The sequence below is a fragment of the Arthrobacter sp. UYP6 genome (genome assembly GCF_040547315.1).
Lineage (GTDB): Bacteria > Actinomycetota > Actinomycetes > Actinomycetales > Micrococcaceae > Arthrobacter_B.
Genome location: NZ_JBEPPM010000001.1, coordinates 16,667 through 40,588, shown reverse-complemented (window position 1 = coordinate 40,588; position 23,922 = coordinate 16,667). Strand labels below are relative to the sequence as shown.

The 23,922-nt window shown below is 62.0% G+C and carries 20 protein-coding genes; 16 read left to right on the top strand and 4 right to left on the bottom strand.

Annotated features, from left to right (window positions below):
* Positions 1-21: 21 nt before the first annotated feature.
* Complete coding sequence (ychF, locus tag ABIB35_RS00195) at positions 22-1,107, top strand: redox-regulated ATPase YchF (RefSeq protein ID WP_354177913.1); 1,086 nt, start codon at positions 22-24, stop codon at positions 1,105-1,107.
* A gap of 81 nt (positions 1,108-1,188) precedes the next feature.
* On the opposite strand, the gene ABIB35_RS00190 is transcribed toward ychF, so the two are convergent.
* Together ABIB35_RS00190 and ABIB35_RS00185 are read right to left on the bottom strand one after the other, a co-directional pair.
* Complete coding sequence (locus ABIB35_RS00190) at positions 1,189-1,647, bottom strand: hypothetical protein (RefSeq protein ID WP_354177911.1); 459 nt, start codon at positions 1,645-1,647, stop codon at positions 1,189-1,191.
* A gap of 108 nt (positions 1,648-1,755) precedes the next feature.
* Positions 1,756-2,487 (bottom strand): alpha/beta fold hydrolase, encoded by a 732-nt coding sequence (locus tag ABIB35_RS00185; protein WP_354177909.1) that lies wholly within the window; start codon positions 2,485-2,487, stop codon positions 1,756-1,758.
* A gap of 74 nt (positions 2,488-2,561) precedes the next feature.
* Between ABIB35_RS00185 and ABIB35_RS00180 the strand changes: the two genes are divergently transcribed.
* Together ABIB35_RS00180 and ABIB35_RS00175 are read left to right on the top strand one after the other, a co-directional pair.
* Complete coding sequence (locus ABIB35_RS00180) at positions 2,562-3,257, top strand: helix-turn-helix transcriptional regulator (RefSeq protein WP_354177907.1); 696 nt, start codon at positions 2,562-2,564, stop codon at positions 3,255-3,257.
* 80 nt (positions 3,258-3,337) lie between these two features.
* The gene (locus ABIB35_RS00175; RefSeq protein ID WP_354177905.1) at positions 3,338-4,351 is read left to right on the top strand and encodes an amidohydrolase family protein; all 1,014 of its coding nucleotides are present in this window, start codon (positions 3,338-3,340) and stop codon (positions 4,349-4,351) included.
* A gap of 9 nt (positions 4,352-4,360) precedes the next feature.
* Here ABIB35_RS00175 and ABIB35_RS00170 read toward each other — a convergent pair whose 3' ends face one another.
* Positions 4,361-4,972, bottom strand: coding sequence for an NAD(P)-dependent oxidoreductase (locus tag ABIB35_RS00170; protein WP_354177904.1), 612 nt, complete (start codon positions 4,970-4,972; stop codon positions 4,361-4,363).
* A gap of 94 nt (positions 4,973-5,066) precedes the next feature.
* The gene (locus tag ABIB35_RS00165) at positions 5,067-5,714 is read right to left on the bottom strand and encodes a TetR/AcrR family transcriptional regulator (RefSeq protein WP_354177902.1); all 648 of its coding nucleotides are present in this window, start codon (positions 5,712-5,714) and stop codon (positions 5,067-5,069) included.
* 159 nt (positions 5,715-5,873) lie between these two features.
* Here ABIB35_RS00165 and ABIB35_RS00160 point away from each other — a divergent pair, with 159 nt between their 5' ends.
* The 13 genes from ABIB35_RS00160 (at position 5,874) to ABIB35_RS00100 (ending at position 23,884) form a co-directional block, all read left to right on the top strand.
* Positions 5,874-7,529 (top strand): ABC transporter substrate-binding protein, encoded by a 1,656-nt coding sequence (locus tag ABIB35_RS00160; protein ID WP_354177900.1) that lies wholly within the window; start codon positions 5,874-5,876, stop codon positions 7,527-7,529.
* A gap of 73 nt (positions 7,530-7,602) precedes the next feature.
* Entirely contained in the window at positions 7,603-8,427 is an 825-nt protein-coding gene (locus tag ABIB35_RS00155; protein ID WP_354177898.1) for an ABC transporter ATP-binding protein, read from the top strand.
* Positions 8,424-9,236: an ABC transporter ATP-binding protein gene (locus tag ABIB35_RS00150; RefSeq protein ID WP_354177896.1), complete on the top strand. Its 813-nt coding sequence runs from the start codon at positions 8,424-8,426 to the stop codon at positions 9,234-9,236. The genes ABIB35_RS00155 and ABIB35_RS00150 overlap by 4 nt, the downstream gene beginning before the upstream one ends.
* Positions 9,233-10,228, top strand: coding sequence for an ABC transporter permease (locus ABIB35_RS00145; protein ID WP_354177895.1), 996 nt, complete (start codon positions 9,233-9,235; stop codon positions 10,226-10,228). Before ABIB35_RS00150 ends, ABIB35_RS00145 begins: the two co-directional genes overlap by 4 nt.
* A 1-nt stretch (position 10,229) precedes the next feature.
* On the top strand, positions 10,230-11,291 hold the full coding sequence (locus tag ABIB35_RS00140) for an ABC transporter permease (RefSeq protein ID WP_502915687.1): 1,062 nt from the start codon (positions 10,230-10,232) through the stop codon (positions 11,289-11,291).
* A complete protein-coding gene (locus ABIB35_RS00135; RefSeq protein ID WP_354178361.1) occupies positions 11,291-13,546 on the top strand; it encodes an exo-beta-d-1,3/1,6-glucosidase in 2,256 nt (751 codons plus the stop codon). Before ABIB35_RS00140 ends, ABIB35_RS00135 begins: the two co-directional genes overlap by 1 nt.
* Before the next feature lie 148 nt (positions 13,547-13,694).
* Complete coding sequence (locus ABIB35_RS00130; protein ID WP_354177893.1) at positions 13,695-15,494, top strand: ABC transporter family substrate-binding protein; 1,800 nt, start codon at positions 13,695-13,697, stop codon at positions 15,492-15,494.
* A gap of 318 nt (positions 15,495-15,812) precedes the next feature.
* Positions 15,813-17,456 carry a peptide ABC transporter substrate-binding protein gene (locus ABIB35_RS00125; RefSeq protein WP_354177892.1) on the top strand — a complete coding sequence of 548 codons (1,644 nt, stop codon included), beginning with the start codon at positions 15,813-15,815 and terminating at the stop codon, positions 17,454-17,456.
* A gap of 130 nt (positions 17,457-17,586) precedes the next feature.
* Entirely contained in the window at positions 17,587-18,513 is a 927-nt protein-coding gene (locus tag ABIB35_RS00120) for an ABC transporter permease (protein WP_354177890.1), read from the top strand.
* Positions 18,506-19,459 (top strand): ABC transporter permease, encoded by a 954-nt coding sequence (locus ABIB35_RS00115; protein WP_354177888.1) that lies wholly within the window; start codon positions 18,506-18,508, stop codon positions 19,457-19,459. Before ABIB35_RS00120 ends, ABIB35_RS00115 begins: the two co-directional genes overlap by 8 nt.
* Positions 19,456-21,162, top strand: coding sequence for an ABC transporter ATP-binding protein (locus tag ABIB35_RS00110; RefSeq protein ID WP_354177886.1), 1,707 nt, complete (start codon positions 19,456-19,458; stop codon positions 21,160-21,162). Before ABIB35_RS00115 ends, ABIB35_RS00110 begins: the two co-directional genes overlap by 4 nt.
* Before the next feature lie 309 nt (positions 21,163-21,471).
* A complete protein-coding gene (gene typA, locus ABIB35_RS00105) occupies positions 21,472-23,394 on the top strand; it encodes a translational GTPase TypA (RefSeq protein WP_354177884.1) in 1,923 nt (640 codons plus the stop codon).
* 19 nt (positions 23,395-23,413) lie between these two features.
* Complete coding sequence (locus ABIB35_RS00100; protein ID WP_354177882.1) at positions 23,414-23,884, top strand: hypothetical protein; 471 nt, start codon at positions 23,414-23,416, stop codon at positions 23,882-23,884.
* Positions 23,885-23,922: the final 38 nt, after the last annotated feature.

Sequence of the window (23,922 nt, the reverse complement as noted above, 5' to 3'; positions counted from 1 at the left end):
CGGCACCGGTATGATGGCAACGTGGCTCTTACTATTGGCATCGTCGGCCTGCCCAACGTCGGCAAATCAACCCTGTTCAATGCGCTGACCCGCAACAACGTGCTGGCGGCGAACTATCCGTTCGCCACCATCGAACCGAACGTCGGCGTGGTGTCGCTGCCGGATCCGCGTCTGGCCAAGCTGGCCGAGATTCACGGCTCCGCGCGCATCCTTCCGGCAACGGTGTCCTTCGTGGACATTGCCGGCATCGTCAAGGGCGCGTCGGAAGGCGAAGGGCTGGGCAACCAGTTCCTGGCGAACATCCGCGAAGCCGAGGCTATTGCCCAGGTGATCCGCGTGTTCGATGACCCCGACGTCATCCATGTGGACGGCAAGGTAGATCCGCGCTCGGACATGGAAACCATCAACACCGAACTGATCCTGGCCGACCTGCAGACGCTGGAAAAAGCGATCCCGCGGGTGGAGAAGGAAGTCAAGATCAAGAAGCGCGACGCCGCGCAGCTGGCTGCCATGCAGGCCGCACAGGCTGTGCTGGAGCGCGGCGACACCATCTTCGCTTCCGTGGAGAAGGACAAGCTGGACATGGAGCACCTGCGCGAGCTGAGCCTGCTCACCGCCAAGCCCTTCATCTACGTGTTCAACGTGGACGACGCCGTGCTGGCCAGCCCGGAGCGCCAGGAAGAACTGCACGCCCTGGTAGCCCCTGCGGATGCGATCTTCCTGGATGCCAAGCTCGAAGCCGACCTGGTGGAGCTGGACGAAGAAGAAGCCCGCGAAATGCTCGAGATGAGCGGCCAGGAAGAGTCCGGCCTGGACAAGCTGGCCCGTGTTGGCTTCCACACCCTGGGCCTGCAGACCTACCTGACGGCCGGTCCCAAGGAAACCCGTGCGTGGACCATCCGCAAGGGCGACACCGCCCCGCAGGCTGCCGGCGTCATCCACTCCGACTTCCAGCGCGGCTTCATCAAGGCCGAAGTTGTCTCCTTTGAGGACCTGGCGGAGGCCGGTTCCATGGCCGAGGCGAAGTCCCGCGGCAAGGTCCGCATTGAAGGCAAGGACTACGTCATGGCCGACGGCGACGTGGTGGAGTTCCGCTTCAACGTTTAGCTTTTTGCCTGAATCCGCTAAAAGTGCCGCCCTTGCGTGATGGCCGGGGCGGTACTTTATGTTGGCGGCGGACCAGTACTCTCACGGTGCACTCGTGGCTGCAACAGCCCACGTTGAATTCTCCGGGCCGCCCTCCACCTTGACCAGTAAGCGAATGCCCTGCAAAGGCAGCGAGGAAGTGATCTCTTGGCCTGCGCCCTCCTCGCTGCACGGTAGTTCAAACGGGCCTTGCTCGTTGAGGCTCACTAGAGCGGTGCCGTCGCCACCCGAACATAGGCCTGAAATTCTCAGGCCATTACGGTCGAGGGGGACCTCGAACTGTATGCTCTGCGCCGGTCCGCCAACACCGGCTGCCCCTCCGTACATTTCAAGGCCATCCTGCGTGACGGAATTGGAGAGCGTGTTCAGGGCCAGTGATGCTGCTTCCGAATCATGCTCGGGGCCCGGGCTGCTGGTGCAGCCAGCGAGAATCAATGCGGCGGTGATGATTGCGACGCCTTTGCGGATCAAGGGACGGGCCGGCAACTGAGCGATTGACATAGCCGAAGCATACGCGGAGATACGGACTTGTCTGCGCCCGTGCTTCACGGGACCGGCCGCGTAACGACGGTCATCGATAAACGCGCGTTTCGCAGGTCCGCATCAGTGTTAGTCCCGGTTCTTTGAGGATGCCGCATCAAGTATCCGTGCGAGGTCGGAGGGGCGGCTCCACATAGGCCAGTGGCCCGTCGGAAGGTCGATGTAATCAACGCTCTTGAGACTGGCAACCTCCGCGAACATCGGATGGCCGGCCTCGACCAGCTCCAGCACCTGCGAACTCGGCATTGAGCAGCAAACAAAAGTGGTGGGTACGTCGAAGCGGGCGTCATTTGAGAGTTCCACAATCTGACGAAGGACAGGTCCGGGCTCGGACACTGCGCGTTCCCGGAACCGCTCAAGTGCGTCGGCGCTCAGGCCCGCGAGGCTGGCCTGCTCTCCGAGCATCTCGAAGGGTGGCAGCGGAAGCTCCTCCGATTCCTCGGGAAAGCCGGGGGCCGAGGCGGCCCCGGAGGTTGCCGGGCCGCTGTCAACCCAGATCACACGGCTGACCAGGTTGGGGTGCCGATCGAGCACAAGACTCACCGGAGCGTTGGCCCCGCTGTGTGCCACGATGACCACTGGCCCGGAGCTGCCGGCGGCGGCCTGCTCGATTGCCGCTGCCTGCTCATCCAGTGTTCTGGTTGCCCTGTTGGAATCGGTTGCGTCGAGGCCGGGAAGTGTCAGCGGGACCGCCCGGTGGCCCATGGATGTTAGGTGCTCCAGGACTTCGTCCCATGCCCATGCTCCCAGCCAGTGGCCGGGAATCAGGAGGAACGTTGGATTGCTTGTGGCTGTTGTCATGCCATGATCCTCACACGACTCTCGGCCAACAGTATGGCACTATTTATGGCACGGTTCAGTGATTGGGTGGCGAGATGAAACGAGTGGAGCGGCTCCACGCATTGTCGGAGATGCTGCGGCGCAGCGGGTCCCGCGGATGCACGGCAGACCGGTTGGCCACTGAGTTCGGGGTGTCTGTGCGCACGATAAAGAGAGATCTTGAGGCGCTGGAGAACAGCGGGGCTCCGATCTGGTCCCGTCCGGGACCCGGCGGGGGATATGGTCTGGCCACCCAGGCTAACCTCCCTCCTGTGAGCCTGACTCCCGCTCAGGCGGTGGCTCTTCTCGCGGCGGTCTCGGCTGCTTCGGACGCGCCTTACGCAGATCTTGCTTCGGTCGCCATCAGGAAGATCATGGACGTGCTTGATCCTCGGACCCGGGTGAAGGCTAATGAACTGGCGCGCCGCATCTGGGTCAACACAGATCAGCCTGGAACGCGTGCCGTCAGATCGGCGCTTGAAGAAGCGATGTCTGAGCAGCGAGTGGTTCGTATCCGCTACACGGCACAGGACGGCACTAAGACCACCAGGGACGTTGAGCCAGTAATCTTTGCTTCGACGAACGGGCACTGGCATCTGATCGGCTGGTGCCGGCTACGCCGCGACATGCGCTGGTTTCGTGTGAGCCGCATCGAGCATGCCGCCGCAACAAAGACGGGGTGCGGCACCCATGGCGTTGAGGAGATCGGTATCCCGCCGGCAACATCCAGATCAGTTCAGATTGAAGGGTGATGTGATGGTCGAGTTCCGCTTCAACGTGCCCGGCGGGGACCAAAAGGCTTGATGACGCCCCCATGGCCGGAGGAGCATCAATGGTGCGGGCCCAGAGCGCGCACCGGAACGCGGGAGGCAAAGCCATGGAGCCAGACGGATTGATCGATTTCCATCATCACGTAATTCCGCCAGCGCTGACCCAGGAACTGGCCGACTCGTTGGGTGCTGGCGGCGAATCAAGGTTGCGGATGCCTGCGTGGAGCAAGGACGGGATGCTGTCCTTCATGGATGACAACAGGATCGGAACCGCAGTTTCATCCGTTGCCGTCAACGTGTCTTCCACAAATATCCCGGGTACCGTCAAGATGGCGCGGGAGTGCAACGACTTCCTAGCGGGGCTAGTCCATGACCGCCCCGACCGCTTTGGCGGGTTTGGGATCCTTCCGCTGCCTTATGTCGATGAGAGCATCGCTGAAATCGACCGTATCCTCGATGAGCTCAGCCTTGACGGGGTGATCTTGTCAACCAACTACATGGGTACTTACCTCGGGGACCCGGCCTTTGATGCTGTTTTCGAGGCGCTGGAGCGGCGTAGGGCCCTCGTCTTTGTACACCCCACTGCATCACCTGACGCCGTTGCACACACTCTTGGCATCCCTGACTTCGTCATCGACTACGTCGCCGACACCACGCGCGCGATTGCCCGGCTCCACTATTCCAACACCTTTGCCCGCACGCCCTCGGTGCGGTACATCTTCTCCCACGCGGGCGGAACGGTCCCGTTTATCGTGCAGCGTTTTGATCTGCTTGACGCCACTCAGGTTGTCCCCGGCAGCGAAATCCGCGGAAATGCGCGGGACCAATTCCGCCGGCTCCACTTTGATACTGCGATTTCCTTTCAGGAGCCGGTGCTGGCGCTGGCAGGAGACGTGATCGGCCAGTCCCAACTCGTGTTTGGCAGTGATCATCCCTTTTCAATGGACATGGCGGCGGGAGCGGCCACAGCCATCAATTCTGCTGACTATCTTTCTCCCGAGGACCGAGACGCGATTGGATGGCAAAACGCGCAGCGTCTGCTGCCGCGCCTCGCCGGCCGAGCCTCGGGGGCCTGATGGGCCGGGTTAGCTGCTCACCCCGAGGGCTTTGCCGATCGTGGAGTCATCGGTGAGAATGCCGAGCATGCAGGCGGCCAGGTCCCGGCGGGGGATCGAGCCGCCCATTCGGCCGTCGTCGCCCGTTTCCAGGGCCTTCCATGTGCCGGTCGGTTCCTTGTCCGTGAGGCCGGTGGGCCGGACAATGCTCCAGTCCAGGCCGGAACTCTGAACGGCAGCCTCCTGCTCGTTGTGATCGGCCAGCGCCTTAGCGAGCACCGTCCGCATGACGAGCCGCAGCGGTGCGGGCATCTGCGAGCCGGAATCGCCCGCACCCAGCGAGGACTGCACGAGGAGCCGGTGCACGCCGGCCTTCTGCATCGCACCGATAACGCTCTCGGTGACAGCGGCACGCTGCCGGGACACGCCCTTGGCCCCTCCTACAGTGACAACGACGGCGTCGGCTCCGGCCACGGCCCGGGCAGCCACTTCAGGATCTGCCGCATTCCCGGTGATCACCCGGGCGCCGGCTGGCGCATTCCCGCTCCGGGAAACAACGGTGACCTCGTGGCCCGCTGCCTGAACGAGCGCAGCGAGTTGTGCTCCGGTGCCTTGGGACCCGCCGACAATGGTGATTTTCATAAGCGTCCTTTGGTTGGTCACGGTGTGATAGTGATGTTTCCGATCATCCCATCCGCGACGCTGCGACGCGTCGTGCAGGGCCAGTACTCCACAGTCAATCCTTGTGGTTCCGGACGTACTCGGACAGCTCCGGGCCTGGAGTAAGTACCGAGTTCACGATCGCGCGGATGGCAAACTCGGTGGTCTCTGCGAGTTCTATTTCCTGCGGGTGCAGAAGCCACTGCAATTGCAGTCCGTCCATTACAGCCAGAATGCTGGCGGCAGCTGAGCCGATTGTGCCCGGCTCGGTGACGCCCTCTTGTTCGCACAGCACCCGGAAGGCAGCTGAGACCTCTCCTCGCAGGGTTGTGTACCGCTTGTCGAAGAACGGGCGCGCCGGGTGCTCATCCGTGACTGCCTCTGCTGACAGCACCGTGTAGACCTGCACGACGCCGGCGCGCCGCGAGTTTGCCAGGGCCGTTCGCACAAGGTGCAGGAAGAGCTCCGGACCGTCCGGGATGTGCCGCTCGTCGAGATCGGCAACGTCTGTCTCATCCCGGTACGTGAGCATCTCAAGCAGAAGATTCTGCTTTGACCCGAAATGATGGAGGACGCCGGAGTGGGTGATGTCCACCTGTTCCGCTATATCGGCCAGAGTCCCGTTTGCGTAGCCTTTATTGCCGAAGATGTCGATGGCGGCTTCGAGGATCTCTGACCGCTTGCGCTGAGTGGCTGGCCGGCTGCGGGGGATATTGCTGTTCATTTCGTGTGTCAGGGTATCCCCTTTGGCGGTGACGATGGGCTTTGATCTGCCCCTTGTGATCTTTCTAACATGTGGTACCGTCCAATCTTACTTACTGGTCAGCAAGTAAGTAAACCGGTATGCGCACCATGGCGGTGCTGCATCACATGAGGAGAAGCAATGAGGCTTAAAACATCCTTCATCGCCGTCGGTCTCGTCACGGCTCTGGCGCTCACCGCCTGCGGCGGCGACACGGGATCAGACGGGCAATCCGAGGCAGGCGCGGCGCTCACCATCGCTAAGCCTGACGGTGCCATCGCCACGGAGTCGAACAACCCATGGGTCGGCGATTCGTCAGCGAACAAGCTCGGATACAAGAACGTCATCTTCGAACCCCTCGCCATGGTTAACGCCGTCGGCGAGAACCAGACCACACCGTGGCTCGCCGAGAAAGTCGAATGGAACGACGACTACACCCAGCTCACAGTCACCCCGCGGACCGATGTGACCTGGAATGACGGCGAGGATTTCACTGCCGACGACATCATCTTCTCCTTCGACCTGATCCGGAATACTCCAGCACTGGACACCGGGAACCTGCAGCTCACCGACATCGTGAAGGACGGCGAAAACGTCGTGCTCACGTTCGCCGAGTCGAAGTTCGTCAAGCAGGGGCAGGTTTTACATACCGCGATGGTCCCTGAACATATATGGGCCGATGTTTCAGACCCGACCACTGAGGCCAATCCCGACCCCGTCGGTACCGGCCCCTACACTCTGGACAGCTTCAGCAGCCAGTCAGTCACCCTCCAGGCACGCGACGATTACTGGGGCGGCGACCTCGCCGTACCGACTCTGTACTACGTGTCGTACAACGACAACACCGCTTTGACCACCGCCCTTGCCAACGGCGAGGCCGACTGGGCGCAGGCGTTCATTCCCGATGTGCAGAGTGCGTTTGTCGATAAGGACCCCGAGCACAACGTCTTCTGGCCGGCAAACGTCATGGCCCCGGATGTCCTTTTCCTGAATCACCAGAAGAAGCCGTTCAACAATCTGGCCTTCCGCCAGGCAGTGAACATGGTCATTGACCGTGCCGCACATACTGAGATCGCCAGGGAGAAGGCCGGACCCGAGCTGACGTCGGTGACCGGGCTGCCGACCCCGATCGGCGAGCAGTACATCGCTTCCGAATATGCGGATGCGGAACTCTCCCTCGACGTCGAAGGGGCGCGAGAAATCCTCGAGGAGGCCGGCTACACCTGGGCGGACGAGGCCCTCATCGACCCCGACGGCGAAGCTGTTTCGTTCACGCTCGAGGTGCCCCAGGGGTGGAATGACTATGTAACAGGTATCAGCCTCATTGCGGACCAGGTCAAGAAAACCCTTGGTGCCGATGCGAAGGTCAACACGCCCGACGCCGATACCTGGTGGGAGAACAAGCGTTCCGGCAATTTTGACGCCATCATGCACTGGACGGACAGCGGCACAACCCCGTATGACCTCTACTCCGACACGATGGACGGCCGGTGGCTGCTGGCGGGCGAGGCTGTGGACTACAACTTTGGCCGCTACAAGAACGACCGGGCCACGGAACTTCTGAACACCTATGCGACTTCGGGAAGCGATGAGGACCGCACCAAAGCGCTCGAGGAGATCCAGAAGATCTTCGTTGAGGAGGTGCCGGTAATCCCGGTGGGGACCCACCCCGCACTGGGTGAGTACAACACCCGCAATTACGCGGGGTGGCCGAGTGAGGAAGACCAGTACGCGACGGCCGACCCGGTGCAGGTCACCGTTCCGCTGATTCTCACGAAACTGTCACCCGCCGAGTAGTGCGAGCCGGGGGAGAGGGCGGATCCCAAAATATCCGCTCCTCCCTTGGCGACTCCCTGAAAGGGATTAACTGATGCCCGAAGCCCTTCTCACAGTGCGCGATTTTTCAGTCGTGTACGACGTCGACCCGCCGGTGAAGGCGGTCAAGAACGTAACCCTCGAATTACAGCGCGGTGAGATCCTCGGGCTCGCCGGTGAGAGCGGGTGCGGCAAGACTACGCTCGCCTACGGAGTCCAGCGCCTGCTCCGCGCACCTGCGGTGATTACCAGCGGAAGCGTGACATTCCACGATTCATCCGGTACTGACATCGACGTCAATTCCCTCGGAGCCGAGGAAATGCGCCGTTTCCGGTGGGACAAAGTGTCAATGGTGTTCCAAGGCGCCATGAACGCACTCAACCCGGTGACGACCATCGGGGCGCAACTCGATGATGTGTTCCAGGTGCACCGCCCTGATCTCTCCAGACGCGAGCGCCGTTCTGCCTGCGAGGAGCTGCTGGAGATCGTCGCCGTCGGGCGCGACCGTGTCCGTTCCTATCCCCATGAGCTGTCCGGCGGCATGCGCCAGCGCGTGATGATTGCGATGGCGCTTGCTCTGCGTCCACAACTGATGGTCATGGACGAACCCACCACCGCACTGGACGTCCTGGTGCAGCGCGAAATCCTGCGGAAGATCTCGCACCTTCGCCACGAGTTTGGATTCTCGGTCATCTTCATCACCCATGACCTCCCGCTGCTGCTGGAAATCAGCGACCGGATTGCGGTCATGCGTGATGGCGCGATCGTTGAACTCGCTTCGGCGCGCGAGCTCTGGGAACGTCCGCAGCATGAATACACCAAGACGCTGCTTGCGTCGTTCCCGCGCCTCACCGGTGAGAGGGGAGTCCTGGTTCGATGACCACGCTCGAGTTCGAAAACGTTTCTAAGCGCTTCCGGGTGCGCGGCGCATCGTCGATGCTTGCCCTTGACAGCGTCAGCTTCACCCTCCACGACCGCGAGACGATTGCGCTGGTAGGTCAGTCCGGCAGTGGCAAATCGACCATCGCGAAGATCCTGACCCAGCTGGAGACGCCTACCAGCGGCCGGGTGCTGTTGGACGGCAAGCCAATTCCGCGCCGGGGGCGGGGGCTCCGCAGCTACCGGCAGACATTGCGGATGGTGTTCCAGGATCCGTTCGCCTCGCTCAACCCCTATCACTCCATCAGATACAACATCGAACGTCCGCTCCGGCTGGACAACGTCGTCCCCAAGGCCGAAACCGAGGCGGAGGTAAGACGCCTTCTTGACCGGGTGCGTCTGGATGTGGATGCCGTCATCGACCGCCGCCCGCATGAGTTGTCGGGTGGGCAGCGGCAGCGTGTCGCGATTGCACGTGCCCTCGCTTCCCGGCCGGCGCTGCTCGTCGCCGATGAACCGGTGTCAATGCTGGACGTTTCGATCCGTCTCGGCGTACTGAACCTGCTCTCGGATCTGCAACGGGAGGAAGGGCTGGGACTGCTCTACATCACCCATGACCTCGCTACAGCCCGTCACTTCAGCGACGAAATTATGGTTCTGCACCGTGGCCGTGTGGTCGAACACGGTCCTGCGGACGAGGTCATCCTGAACCCCCGGCATGAATACACCAGGGAACTTCGGGCAGCGTCGCCCGACCCGGAAAAGTTCTTCGCGACCGTGTCGGGCCCGGGCGAAGGTGATGGCGCATGAAAATCCCCGTCCGTTTCATTGCTAGTCGCACCGCTTTCTACCTGTTCACTGCGTGGGCAGCCATCACCATAAACTTTTTTCTGCCGCGGCTCATGTCAGGTGATCCTGTCACCGCCTATATGCAGCGCAACGCTGGAAAGATCACCCCGGAAGCAGCCCGCTCCCTGCGCATTCTCTTCGGACTGGACGAGAACACCTCCGTATGGCAGCAGTACCTCGACTACTGGGCGCTGCTGTTCAGCGGTGATCTCGGGCGCTCCTTCTCGAACGGCCTCGCACCCGTCGGCGACGTAATCGCCTCGGCGCTGCCATGGACGCTGGGACTTGTGGGGATCGCCACCGTCGTGTCCTTCGTTCTCGGCACCGCAACGGGTGCGCTTATTGGATGGCGCCGCGGCAGTAAAGCGGACATCATCGTTCCCATCTCCACGTTCTTCAGCACGGTGCCGTACTTCTGGCTCGGATTGATTGCGATCGCCGTGTTTTCGACGGTGCTGGGCTGGTTCCCGGCATCCCACGCTTATGACAAAGGGTCGTCCCCCGAATTCACCCTCGATTTCATTGGGGAAGTGATAGCCCACGGCGCACTGCCGGCGATCACGATTGTCATTGCATCGCTGGGCGGCTGGATCCTCGGCATGCGGAACATGATGCTCACGGTGCTCGACGAGGACTACATCACCGTTGCGCAGGCAAAGGGCATGCCGAACAGCCGTGTGCTCTGGAACTACGCAGCCCGCAACGCGATGTTGCCGCAGTTGTCCAGTTTTGCGCTGTCCATCGGGTTTATCGTGGGCGGCACGATCGTGATGGAGATGGTGTTCTCGTATCCCGGTGTCGGCAAGCTTCTGCTTGATGCGACTACGGCCAAGGACTTTCCGCTCATGCAGGGCCTGTTCCTCATCATCACGCTCGCGGTGCTGTGCGCAAATATCCTCGCTGACATCGCCTACGCGGTCCTTGACCCCCGCACACGCCAAACGGAGGCCTGATATGACGATCCCGGAAAACCTCACCCGGCCGATCGACGACGATCGCCCCGCAGCAGAGACCGAGCGCTCACAGCTGACGGGCAAACCGTCTGACGAGAAGACATTCCGGTCGCAGCTGGCTTCGTCGTTCGCAATGTTCCGCAATCCGAAGTCGTTGACTGGCATCATCATCCTCGGTGTTTTCGTCCTAGTTGCAATATTCGGAGGCGTTATTGCCCCTTACGGGCCCCTCGAAAAGGATTTCACGGCGCTCCGGCAGGCCCCATCATGGGCACATCTGCTCGGCACCACACACATGGGTGAGGATGTCTTCAGCCAGATCATCTACGGCACGCGAGGCGTTCTTGTGGTCGGTTTCCTGGCGGGAATCATGGGCACAGCCGTCGCCGTGTTCATGGGCGTTATCGCTGGGTACACCCGCGGCTGGCGGAGCGAGTCGCTTTCCGCCGTAACCAACGTCTTCCTGGTCATCCCCGGGCTGCCGCTGATCATCATTGTGGCGTCGCAGTTCGAGAACCCGCCGCTGGTCCTTATTGCGGCCGTCCTCGCCCTGACCGGCTGGGCATGGGGTGCCAGGGTGCTCCGGGCACAGACGATGTCGCTGCGCAACCGCGACTTCATCCAGGCGGCCCGTGCAAACGGCGAGCCACTCCACCGGATCATTCTTGTGGAGATGCTGCCGAATCTCATGGCTATCATCGCATCGAGTTTTGTCGGGACCGTCACTGCGGCGGTGCTGGGCCTCACCACCCTCGCCTTCATCGGAGTGATTCCCATCAGCAACCTGAACTGGGGAACAATCCTGTTCTGGGCGCAGCAGAACGGCGCTTTCCCGAATTTTTGGTGGTGGTACGTCCCGGCTGGCCTCTGCATCGCCATCCTCGGAGTCGCGCTGTCACTGATCAACTTCGGGATTGACGAGTATGTCAACCCACGCCTGCGTTCGGCCGGGGAACGGGCCAGGGCATTGAAAAAGAAGGGCCTCGACGTCAACGACGCCGTGACCGTTGTCCGCACCACTACGGAAACTCCTACAGAGGACAAGGCACAGTACACCAAATGATGACCCCGGAAATCCTTCCTGATTCCCTGCCGTACCAGGACCCCTCACTATCGATTCCAGACCGTGTTGCCGACCTCGTCGGCCGGATGTCGCTGGAGGAGAAGGTGGGACAGATGCTCCAGCTTGATGCACGGGATTGTCTTGAGGACCATGTGCTCCGCAAGCATGTTGGGTCCATTCTGCACACTTCACCAGAGCGCATTTTGCGCGCGAACGAGCTCACTGCGCAGACACGGCTGCGTATACCGCTGCTTGTCGCCGAGGATTGCATTCATGGGCATTCTTTCTGGGAGGGCGCCACGATCTATCCGACGCAACTGGGGATGGCTGCGTCCTGGGACGCCGGACTGTTGGAGCGTGTTGCCCGTGCGACTGCGGTCGAGGTGGCTGCCACCGGCGTGCACTGGACCTTTTCTCCCGTGCTGTGCATTTCCCGGGACCTGCGCTGGGGCCGCGTGAATGAAACCTTTGGCGAAGACCCGTTCCTCATCGGTGAGCTGGCCTCGGCGATGGTGCGGGGCTATCAGGGCGACGGGTTATCGGATCCGACGGCGATCCTGGCAACCGCCAAGCACTTCGCCGGGTACTCGGAGACGCAGGGAGGACGTGACGCCAACGAAGCGGACATATCTCGCCGCAAGCTCCGCTCGTGGTTCCTGCCGCCGTTCGAGCGGGTCGCCCGCGAGGGCTGCCGGTCCTTCATGCTCGGATACCAGAGCATGGACGGGGTACCGATCACGATCAATGACTGGCTCCTCAGCGACGTCCTGCGCGGCGAATGGGGATACACCGGCACCCTGATCACCGACTGGGACAACGTTGGCCGGATGGTCTGGGAACAGCAGGTCCAGCCTGATTACACGCATGCGGCCGCCGCTGCAGTAGTGGCCGGCAACGACATGATCATGACAACCCCCAAGTTCTTTGAGGGTGCATTGGACGCGGTCAACAGCGGACTGCTTTCCGCGGACGCTTTCGACGCGGCAGCGGCCCGCATTCTCACCCTGAAGTTTGAGCTTGGGCTGTTCGAGGACCCCCGGCTTCCCGCCGCTGACATGGAGAGCATTGTGGGGAAGGCTGCGCACACCGAGCTGAACCTGGAGGTGGCCCGCCGATCGATCGTGCTCCTGGAAAATGACGGGCTGCTGCCGCTGTCACCTGTCCAGCCGACCCGGATCGCCGTGGTGGGACCGCTGGCCGACGCCGCCCAGACCCAGCTGGGCGACTGGGCCGGAGGATCGGGCCAAGCGGGCTGGCTCGACGGCCAACCCCGCGAGATGATCACGACCGTGCTCGATGGCCTTCGCGATATCGCGAAGGCCGGATGGACGGTGAGCTTTGCGCAGGGTGCCGGCATCCTCACCCTGGAGCAGGACCCCGCCGGGGCGACCTTCCCTGATGGGCAACCCCGCCCTCCGCACGTTGTGCCGTGCGGGCCGGATCAGGCACTTATCGCAGAAGCGGTGGCACTGGCGGACGGGGCTGATGTGGTGGTCGCCGTCGTCGGGGACAGGATCGAACTCATCGGCGAAGGCCGCTCAACGGCAACCCTCGAGCTGGTCGGCGGGCAAAACGCTCTTCTTGACGCGCTGATCGCCACCGGGAAACCGGTGGTGGTTGTGCTGCTCGCATCCAAGCCGCTCGTGCTGCCGGCATCCGTAGAGCGCGCTGCAGCCGTGATCTGGACGGCGAATCCCGGAATGGAAGGTGGAAGGGCGCTCGCCGAGATCCTCGCGGGCGAGGTGAACCCCTCAGGGCGCCTGCCGATCTCGTTTGCGCGGCACGTGGGGCAGCAACCGACGTATTACAACCAGATCCGTGGCCAGCACGGCGACCGTTACGCCGACCTGACCCAGACTCCTGCCTGGTCGTTCGGCGAGGGACTCAGCTACACCACGGTCCGGTACGAAGGCTTGGTCCTGGAACAGACCGTGCTGGGAGCGTCGGGAACGATTGTTGGCCACGTCACGCTTGTCAACACCGGGGCGCGCCCGGCATTGGAGACCGTGCAGGTATATGTGCGGGACATGGTCACCTCGGTGAGCTGGACCGATAAGGAGCTCAAAGCCTACTGCCAGGTCGAGGTGGCGCCCGGGGAGACAGTGCGTGTCCGGCTGGAGCTGTCGGTCGCCGAATGCACGATCGTGGATGCCGCAGGACGGCGGGTCGTGGAACTGGGGGAGTTCGAGCTTCTCGTCGGCCCGTCGTCGCGGGACAACACGCTGCTAAAGGCTGGATTCACCGTGAAAGGGTGATGCCAAATCCGATACAGGGAGGGGCGCGGCTTCCGTGGCCCTCCCTGCTGAGGCTGAGGTACGCCTCGCCTGATGCTCGTCTGGACCGGCCCAGTGTGTCATCATCACAGGGTGTGCGATCAGCGCCATAACGTCCCGGGGAGCAGCAATGCGTTTTGACCGCCTGACCAAGCTTGGTGTGGCCTGCGCGGCAGCACTCCTGGCCCTGAGTGCCTGTACGGCGGAGGAAGGCGGCTCCGAGGACACGCCCGGAGTCTCGCCCACGCCGGGCGGTGAGATCCATGTGGCGGAGGCCAACGCCTTCAGCTCCTTCAATCCGCAGACGGCGTCCGGCAATACGGATGTGAATAACAGGATCGCCTACGCCACGCACTCGGGCTTCAACTATGTGGACAACAACCTGGACATCGTGAAGCTGGAAGACTTTGGCAGCTACGAGAAAGTCTCCGAGGATCCGCTGGTGGTGAAGTACACGGTCAACGAGGGTGTGGCCTGGTCCGACGGCGCCCCGGTGGGCGCCGATGACATGCTGCTCGCCTGGGCGGCGGCATCCGGCCGGTTCAACGACGAGCTCACGGCCGTCAACGGCACCGTCCTCTCGGGCACACGCTATTTCGACTATGCCGGGTCCACCGAAGCACTGGCTCTGACCGACCTGCCGGAAATTAGCGAAGACAACCGCTCCCTGACGCTGACGTATTCGCAGCCGTACGCGGACTGGGAGACAGCCTTCGGATCTCTGACGGACGACGGCGGGATCGGGGTTCCGGCCCACGTCGTGGCCCGGGGTGCCGGGCTGGCCGATGAAAAGGCCCTGACCACGTTGATTCGGGACACTCCGGCCGGAAATCCCCTGGAACCGGCTCCCGTGGACCCGGACCTGCGCGCCGTCGCTGATTTCTGGAACACCGGTTTTGCGACGCAGGGCCTTCCCGAAGACCCAGCCCTCTACCTTTCCAACGGCCCTTACATCGTTTCGGACATCAACCCGGGGGTCTCCCTCACGCTGGTCCGCAACGAGGACTACGTCTGGGGGCCGGAGCCGGAGCTGGACCGGATCATGGTCCGTTTCCTCCAGGATCCTGCCGCCCAGGTGTCTGCCTTGAAGGACGGCACGGTGGACATCATCTCCCCGCAGCCGGACAGCAGCACGCTGGCCGAGCTTGAGGCCCTGGGCAACATTAACCTGCACCAGGGCAACCAGCTTGCGTACGACCACCTGGACCTGAGCTTCACCGGCGTTTTTGCGGACGAGGATGTCCGCGAGGCGTTCATGGAGACCGTGCCTAGGCAGGCCATCGTTGATGCCACCGCGGCACAGCTGCAGCCGGGGGCCAAACCGCTGGACTCCGAAGTCTTCCTCACCGATCAGGACGCCTATGAAGATGCCGCCGCCGCGAACGGATCCAGCGAGTTCGCGGAAGTGGACCTGGACCGGGCCCGTGAATTGCTCGACGACGAGACGCCGGAGGTGCGGATCCTCTACAACCGGGACAACGCCAACCGTGCCGTTGCCTTCGAGCTGATCGAACAGTCGGCGTCGGAAGCAGGTTTTAACGTGGTCGACGGCGGCCTCCCCGCCGCTGATTGGGCGGGCCAGCTGGGGACGGGCAGCTACGACGCAGCGCTCTTTGGCTGGACCGCATCAGGGGTGGGCGTATCCGGGGTTCCCCAGGTCTTTCGTACGGGCGCGGCCTCCAACTACAACGGGTTTTCCAACCCCGAGGCTGACTCGCTCATGGATGAGCTGGTCACGGAAACCGACAAACAGCGCCAGAACGAGCTCCAGATCCGTATTGACGGGCTCATCTGGGATGAGCGCTACGGGCTGCCGCTCTATCAGGTGCCCGGGCTGCAGGCATCCGCGGACTCGATAGAGCGGGTGGAATACATGCCTAATTCCACCGGGCTGTGGTGGAACTTCTGGGAGTGGTCCGTTATCCGCTAGTGACCTTCGACACGCCCGAGGCGCACTGGGTGAGATGATGGCACGCCACGAAGCAAAAAGACACCATTGAGTCGTAACACGACGCCCGTATGCCAAATCGTTACATGCGCATGTCTTTCTATATATTTCCTGATGAGGGGCACCCTCAGGCCCTGTGGGAACCCTCCAAACCCCTCATTGTGGTCATTTGCTACCCCTCGTGATTAGTACGGTGAAGCCCAAAGCAATATGCTTTTGAACTTGTGAGTCGGCTCACTGTTTGGGGGGCCGCACTGCTGACGCTCAATGTCAGCCTTATTTCAGAACATAGGAGGCGGAATGCGCTTCACACGCACTTCCAAACTGCTCAGCGTCGCGGCCGTTGCCACTCTGGCGCTGAGCGCCTGCGGTGGGGGATCCGACAACGCCGGTTCAGATGACGCCGCTGTCAATTCCAGCGCCATCATCACGGCCAACGGCACCGAGCCGCAGAACCCGCTGATGCCGGTCAACACCAACGAAGTTGGTGGCGGACGCATCATGGACCTGCTCTTCGAAGGACTCGTCAGCTATGACGCCGACGGCGTGACGGTCAACGAACTTGCGGAGTCCATTGAGACTGAGGATTCCCAGACCTACACCATCAAGATCAAGGCCGACCAGAAGTTCACCAACGGAGAGGCCATTACGGCTTCGTCCTTCGTGGACGCCTGGAACTTCGGTGCCGCTGCCAAGAACCTGCAGCTGAACTCTTACTTCTTCGAGAGCATCGAAGGATATGACGCAGTCAGCGCCGAGGGCTCAACAGCAGACACCATGAGCGGCCTGACGGTTGTTGACGACAACACCTTCACCGTCAAGCTCAGCCAGCCGGAATCCGACTTCCCGCAGCGCCTGGGCTACACCGCCTTCTTCCCGCTGCCTGCCGGTGCCATTGCAGACCCGAAGACCTTCGGTGAAAACCCCGTGGGTAACGGCCCGTACATGCTCGCCGGCGAAGGCGCCTGGGAGCACGAGGTTGATATTGACCTGGTGGCCAACCCTGACTACACGGGAACCCGTGTACCGCAGAACGGTGGCGTGACCTTCACGTTCTACTCCTCCTTCGATTCTGCCTACGCAGATCTGCAGTCGGACCACCTGGACATCCTGGACACCATGCCCAACAGTGCCCTGAAGACGTTCAAGACCGACCTGGGCGAGGGGCGTTACTCCGAGAAGGCCTACGCCGGTAACCAGACCATCACCATCCCCGGTTACCTGCCGGAGTTCTCCGGCGAAGCCGGTGAGCTGCGCCGCCAGGCCATCTCCATGGCCATCAACCGCGAAGAAATCACCTCCGTGATCTTCTCCGGTTCCCGCGAACCGGCCACCGAATTCACCGCTCCGGTGATCGAGGGCTACAACGACAGCATCCCCGGCAACGAGGTGCTTGAATTCAATCCTGAAAAGGCCAAGGACCTCTGGGCTCAGGCCGAGAAGATCTCCCCCTGGCCCGCAGGCGAGGCCTTCACTCTGGGCTACAATGCCGATGCCAACCACAAGGAATGGGTTGACGCCGTAGCCAACGGTCTCAAGAACAACCTGGGCATCAATGCCGAAGGCAAGCCGTACGCAACGTTCAAGGAACTGCGCGCCGATGCTACCGGCAAGTCACTGACCGGTGCCATCCGCAGCGGATGGCAGGCAGACTACCCGTCGCTGAACAACTTCCTGGGCCCGCTGTACGGCACCGGCGCAGGATCCAACGACGGTGACTACTCGAGCGAAGAGTTCGACAAGATGCTCAGTGAAGGACTCGCCGCCTCTTCCCCGGAAGCCGGAGCTGAGATCTTCAACCAGGCACAGGAAATCCTGCTGAAGGATCTCCCCGTTATCCCGCTGTGGTACCAGGTGGCTCAGTCCGGCTGGAGTGACAACGTGGACAACGTTGAAACCGGCTGGAACGGCGTTCCGGTGTACTACGAAATAACAGGTAAATAGCAGAACCCAGACCGACCGATTCGGGGCCCGGCCACAAGCCGGGCCCCGAATCGTTTTCGGGTTCTATCTAAGAACAGGCATAAAAAATGCGACATCTAAATCCCCCCATGTGCTCCGGAGGCCGTTCCTGATGGCCGGGTACGTAATTCGGCGCTTCCTGCAAATGATTCCCGTTTTTTTTGGGGCTACCTTCCTCGTGTACTTCTTGGTGTTCTCCCTTCCCGGAGACCCCATAGCGGCCCTTTTCGGTGACAAGCCCGTTAACGAGTCCGTCGCTGCGGAGCTGCGCAGCCAGTACAACCTGGATCAGCCGTTCATCGTTCAGTACCTGCTCTACCTCAAGAACCTGGTGACTTTTGACCTGGGCGTGGACTTCTCCGGCCGCCAGGTCACAGACGTTCTTGCGCAGGCCTTTCCGGTGACGATCCGCCTGGCTATTCTCGCGCTCCTTTTTGAAGCTGTTTTCGGCATCATTTTCGGCCTCATCGCCGGTCTGAAGAAGGGCAAGATCTTCGACAGCACGGTGCTGGTTCTCTCACTGGTCGTGATCGCTATTCCGGTTTTCGTCCTTGGCTTCCTGCTCCAGTTTGTGGTGGGCGTGAAACTCCAATGGACCAGCCCAACCGTGGGCGGCAACGCCGGCTGGTCGGATCTGATCCTGCCGGCAGTAGTGCTTGGGCTCGCGTCCTTTGCCTATGTGCTGCGCCTGACGCGCGCCTCCGTTATTGAGAATATGAACGCCGACTACGTGCGAACGGCCACCGCCAAGGGACTCTCCCGCCCGCGGGTTGTCACTGTTCACATCCTGCGTAACTCGCTGATACCCGTGGTGACGTTCCTCGGTGCCGACCTTGGCGCGCTCATGGGCGGTGCCATCGTCACTGAAGGTATCTTCAACGTCCCCGGTGTGGGACAGCGGCTTTACCAATCAGTAATCAGGGGTGAAGGACCCACCATCGTTTCGATCGTGAGCGTCCTTGTCCTCGTCTACGTTGTAGCCAATCTTCTCGTAGACCTCCTGTACGCCTGGCTTGATCCGAGGATTCGTTATGCATAAAGACCGCACAATCATCGAACATTATGTTGCTCCGTTGGAGGAGACCCCTCTGGCTGAGACCGACAAGGTCAAGGAAGATCTTCAGCCGCTGAGCCTCTGGGGGGAAGCTTGGCGAAACCTTCGCAAACAGCCGCTGTTCATCATCTCCAGCCTGTTGATCCTCCTGATCCTGGCTGCGGCGGCCTTCCCCGGCCTGTTCACCAGCGCTTCGCCGGATGAAGGCTGCATGCTCTCCGACTCCAACGCAGGACCCTCAGCCGGGCACCCGCTCGGGTTCACCTTCCAGGGCTGCGATGTGTACGCCCGCGTTATCTATGGAGCGCGCGCCTCGGTGATGGTCGGCGTGCTGACCACCATCGCCGTTGTGATCATCGGTGGAATTGTCGGCGCTTTGGCCGGCTACTACGGCGGCGTGCTGGACGCAGTCCTGGCCCGTGTAGGTGACATCTTCTTCGCCCTGCCGCTGATCCTTGGTGCCATCATCATCATGCAGCTCCCGGCGTTCCGGACTAACCGGACAGTGCTGACCGTGGTGGTCACTCTGCTGATCTTCGGCTGGCCCCAGGTTGCGCGTATCACCCGTGCTGCCGTGATCTCCGTCCGCAATGCCGACTTTGTGGTTGCTTCCCAGGCTCTGGGCGTCTCAAAGTTCTCCGCGCTGGTCAAGCATGTGGTTCCGAACTCCATTGCACCCGTTATCGTGATCGCCACCATTTCGCTCGGAACGTTCATTGTTGCGGAGTCCACGCTTTCGTTCCTGGGAATCGGGCTGCCGCCCAGCGTTATGTCCTGGGGCAACGACATCTCGTCTGCACAGACCTCGCTGCGGACCAATCCCGCAACCCTGCTCTGGCCCGCAGCCGCGCTGTCCATTACCGTGCTGAGCTTCATCATGCTCGGTGACGCTATCCGCGATGCTCTTGATCCGAAGGCGCGTAAACGATGACACTCAACACTGAACGTACTTTCAACACTGCACAGCCCCAGCCGCTGCTGGAAATCCGCGACCTGGCTATCACCTTCTCCACCGCAAACGGCGATGTTGAAGCGGTCAGGAACGCCCACCTGACGATCATGCCCGGTGAAACCGTCGCCATTGTGGGGGAGTCCGGATCCGGAAAGTCCACCACGGCGCTGGCGGCCATTGGCCTGCTGCCCGGCAACGGCCGCGTCAGCTCGGGCCAGATTCTCTTTGACGGCGAAGACATCTCCAACGCCAGCGCAAAGAGGATCAAGGAACTGCGCGGTAATTCCATTGGCATGGTCCCGCAGGACCCGATGTCCAACCTGAACCCGGTGTGGAAGATCGGCTTCCAGGTTAAGGAAACGCTGCGGGCCAACGGATTGCCCCATGCGGCGTCGGATATTGCCAAGGTCCTGGAGGAAGCCGGCCTGCCGGACGCGGCCCGCCGCGCCAAGCAGTACCCGCACGAGTTCTCCGGCGGCATGCGTCAGCGTGCGCTGATCGCCATTGGGCTGTCCTGCCGGCCGCGCCTGCTGATCGCAGATGAGCCCACCTCCGCACTGGATGTCACCGTCCAGCGGCAGATCCTGGACCATCTTGAAACCATGACCGAAGAGCTGGGCACCGCTGTACTGCTGATCACCCACGATCTTGGTCTGGCGGCTGAACGTGCACAGAAGGTTGTCGTCATGTACAAGGGACGGGTGGTGGAGGCAGGCCCGGCTCTGGAAATCCTCACCAACCCGCGCCACCCTTACACTCGCAAGCTTGTGGAGTCCGCTCCCTCGCTCGCGTCCAAGCGCATTGACTCTGCGAAAAGCAGGGGCCTTGAAAGCAGTGACCTGCTTACCTCGGAGGACAGCAGTGTCCTCAAGGCTGCGGACAACGTCATTGAGGTCAAGGACCTGACAAAGGTCTTCAAGCTGCGCAGCGGTTTGGGCCGGTCCACCGACTTCACCGCGGTGGACAACGTCTCCTTCAACATCAAGCGAGGCACCACGACGGCGGTGGTTGGCGAGTCAGGCTCGGGCAAGTCCACCGTGGCCCGCATGGTGTTGAACCTGGAGGTACCCACCAGTGGGTCCATCCTGTTTGACGGCGTGGATATGACCACACTGAACAACAAGCGCCTGTTCGCGTTCCGGCGCCGCGTGCAGCCGATCTTCCAGGATCCGTTTGGCTCCCTGGACCCGATGTACAACATCTTCCGCACCATCGAAGAACCGCTGCGGGTGCATAAGATCGGGGACACCAAGTCCCGGGAAGCCAAGGTGCGTGAGCTCCTGGACCAGGTGGCACTGCCTTCATCGGTGATGCGCCGGTTCCCCAACGAGCTCTCCGGCGGGCAGCGCCAGCGCGTTGCCATTGCACGTGCCCTGGCACTGGACCCGGAAGTGGTCATCTGTGACGAAGCCGTTTCGGCTTTGGACGTTTTGGTCCAGGCGCAGATCCTGAACCTGCTGGCGGACTTGCAGTCCGAACTGGGCCTGAGCTACCTGTTCATTACCCATGACCTGGCTGTTGTCCGTCAGATCGCGGACTTTGTCTGCGTGATGGAAAAGGGCAAGCTGGTGGAAACCGGAACCACTGACGAGGTGTTCGACGCTCCGCAGCAGGCCTACACGCAGGCCCTCCTCGCCGCTATTCCGGGCTCGCGCCTGGAACTTCCGCCGCAGGTGGCCTAGCTCCAGCTGTTCCAGCCGCACAGGCAGCAGGCAGGTAGCCCGATTAGGGGGCTGCCTGCCTGCTGTCTGTGGTCCGCTCCAGCGCCCGGATTCCGCGGCGGGCGCCGCTTCCAAGAGGTCCATTAGGGAACTTATGGTCTTCGGACTAGAATATTAGCGTGCCCGCTGACGGCGGCGCCTTCGGTACATTCTTACGGAGCATACGTGCAGAGCGGGATTCGTACAGAACGGCCGGATCAACCCGGACACATGACCGGGCTACTGTGCACCACCTTCGAAACTTATCTCCTATGAATTGAGTCCTCACGCATGTCAGAAACCAACACGGCTGTAAATACCGCAGTACGAAGCGATCTCCGCAACGTTGCGATTGTGGCCCACGTTGACCACGGTAAGACGACCCTCGTCGACGCCATGCTGAAGCAGACGAACTCGTTTGCCTCCCACGGAAACGTGGAAGAGCGCGTGATGGACTCAGGTGACCTGGAACGCGAAAAGGGCATTACCATCCTGGCCAAGAACACCACAGTGTTCTACAACGGTCCTGCTGCCAAGGGCGAAACCATCACCATCAACGTGATCGACACCCCCGGCCACGCCGACTTCGGCGGCGAAGTAGAGCGCGGCCTGTCCATGGTGGACGGCGTTGTGCTGCTCGTTGACGCATCCGAGGGCCCGCTGCCGCAGACCCGCTTTGTGCTGCGCAAGGCGCTGGCCGCCAAGCTGCCCGTCATCCTGCTGGTCAACAAGACCGACCGCCCCGACTCCCGCATCGACGAGGTAGTCGGCGAAGCCATGGACCTGCTCCTGGGCCTCGCCTCGGACCTTGCGGACGAAGTTCCGGACCTGGACCTGGACCTCGTCCTGAATGTTCCGGTTGTTTATGCAGCTGCCCGCGTCGGCGCCGCTTCCCTGGAACAGCCGGCTGACGGTTCCGCTCCGGCGAATGACAACCTGGAACCGCTGTTCCAGACGATCATCGACCACATCCCGGCCCCGACCTACAACCCGGACGGCGTGCTGCAGGCCCACGTGACCAACCTGGACGCATCGCCGTTCCTGGGCCGTCTGGCACTGCTGCGCATCTTCAACGGCACCCTGCATAAGGGCCAGACCGTTGCCTGGGCCCGCGCTGACGGCACCCTGAAGTCCGTGAAGATCACCGAGCTCCTCGCCACCAAGGCACTGGATCGCGTTCCGACCGACTCCGCCGGCCCCGGCGAAATCGTTGCCGTCGCCGGCATCGAGGACATCACCATTGGTGAAACCCTCACCGACATCGACAACCCGATGCCGCTGCCGCTGATCACCGTTGACGATCCGGCCATCTCCATGACCATCGGTATCAACACCTCGCCGCTGGCCGGCCGGGTCAAGGGCGCTAAGGTTACCGCCCGCCAGGTCAAGGACCGCCTCGACAAGGAACTGATCGGTAACGTTTCGCTGAAGGTTCTTCCGACCGAGCGTCCGGATGCCTGGGAAGTCCAGGGCCGCGGCGAGCTCGCGCTGGCCATCCTCGTGGAGCAGATGCGCCGCGAAGGCTTCGAACTGACCGTGGGTAAGCCCCAGGTTGTGACCAAGCAGATCGACGGCAAGAAGTGCGAGCCGATGGAGCACATGACCATCGACGTACCCGAGGAATACCTCGGCGCCGTCACTCAGCTGATGGCCGTCCGCAAGGGCCGCATGGTCAACATGTCCAACCACGGCACCGGCTGGGTCCGCATGGAATTCATTGTTCCCGCCCGTGGCCTGATTGGCTTCCGCACCAAGTTCCTCACGGAAACCCACGGCGCAGGTATCTCCTCCTCCATCGCCGAGGGCTACGAGCCCTGGGTTGGCCCGATCGAGTACCGCACCAACGGTTCGCTGATCGCTGACCGCTCCGGCGTCGTCACCCCGTTCGCGATGATCAAGCTGCAGGAACGCGGTTCCTTCTTCGTGGAGCCCACCTCTGAGGTTTACGAGGGCATGATCGTTGGCGAGAACTCCCGCGCCGATGACATGGATGTGAACATCACCAAGGAAAAGCAGCTCACCAACATGCGTGCCGCTTCCTCGGACACCTTCGAAAACCTGACTCCGCCGCGCAAGCTGACCCTGGAAGAGTCGCTCGAGTTCGCCCGCGAAGACGAGTGCGTTGAAGTTACTCCGGAGTCCATCCGCATCCGCAAGCTGGTCCTGGGCGCTTCCGAGCGTGCCAAGGTCACCCGCGCACGCGCCAAGGGCTAATCCCATTACCACGGCTTCAGTGCCGCTGCACCGGGCTCCGCGCTGGCGGGGCCCGGTGGCAGCTGTGCTTGGCGGGCTGCTGGCCTCCGTGCTGGGAACCGGGCTGCATGCCCAGATCCTGTACCTCGGGGACACTGCCCTGCCGTTGGGTGCAGTTGCGGCACTGATCCTCAGCTGCGCTGCAACCGTCTTTGCCGGTCTTTGGGCCGGTAACGCGGTGTGGAGTGCGGTGGCGGGATTGTTGGCCTATGTTGTGCTGGGCCTCTTCACTCTGGACCTCTGGGACACTCCGCTGATCATCACCGGTACTGTCCTTGAGGAGCAGCCCGGCATAGTCCTGGCAGGCCGCATCTGGCTGTTCGGACAGGCGGTAGCCACCATCGCTGCCCTGATGATCACCTCGCGGGTCCTGGCTAAGGCCCGCCGCGTAGCCGCGGAGGCGAACGCAGCACAGCGGCAAGCTATGGTCCAGCCCCCGTATCAGGGCTAGTACTCGCTCCCCACAGAAGTCGTACAACAAAAAGCAGG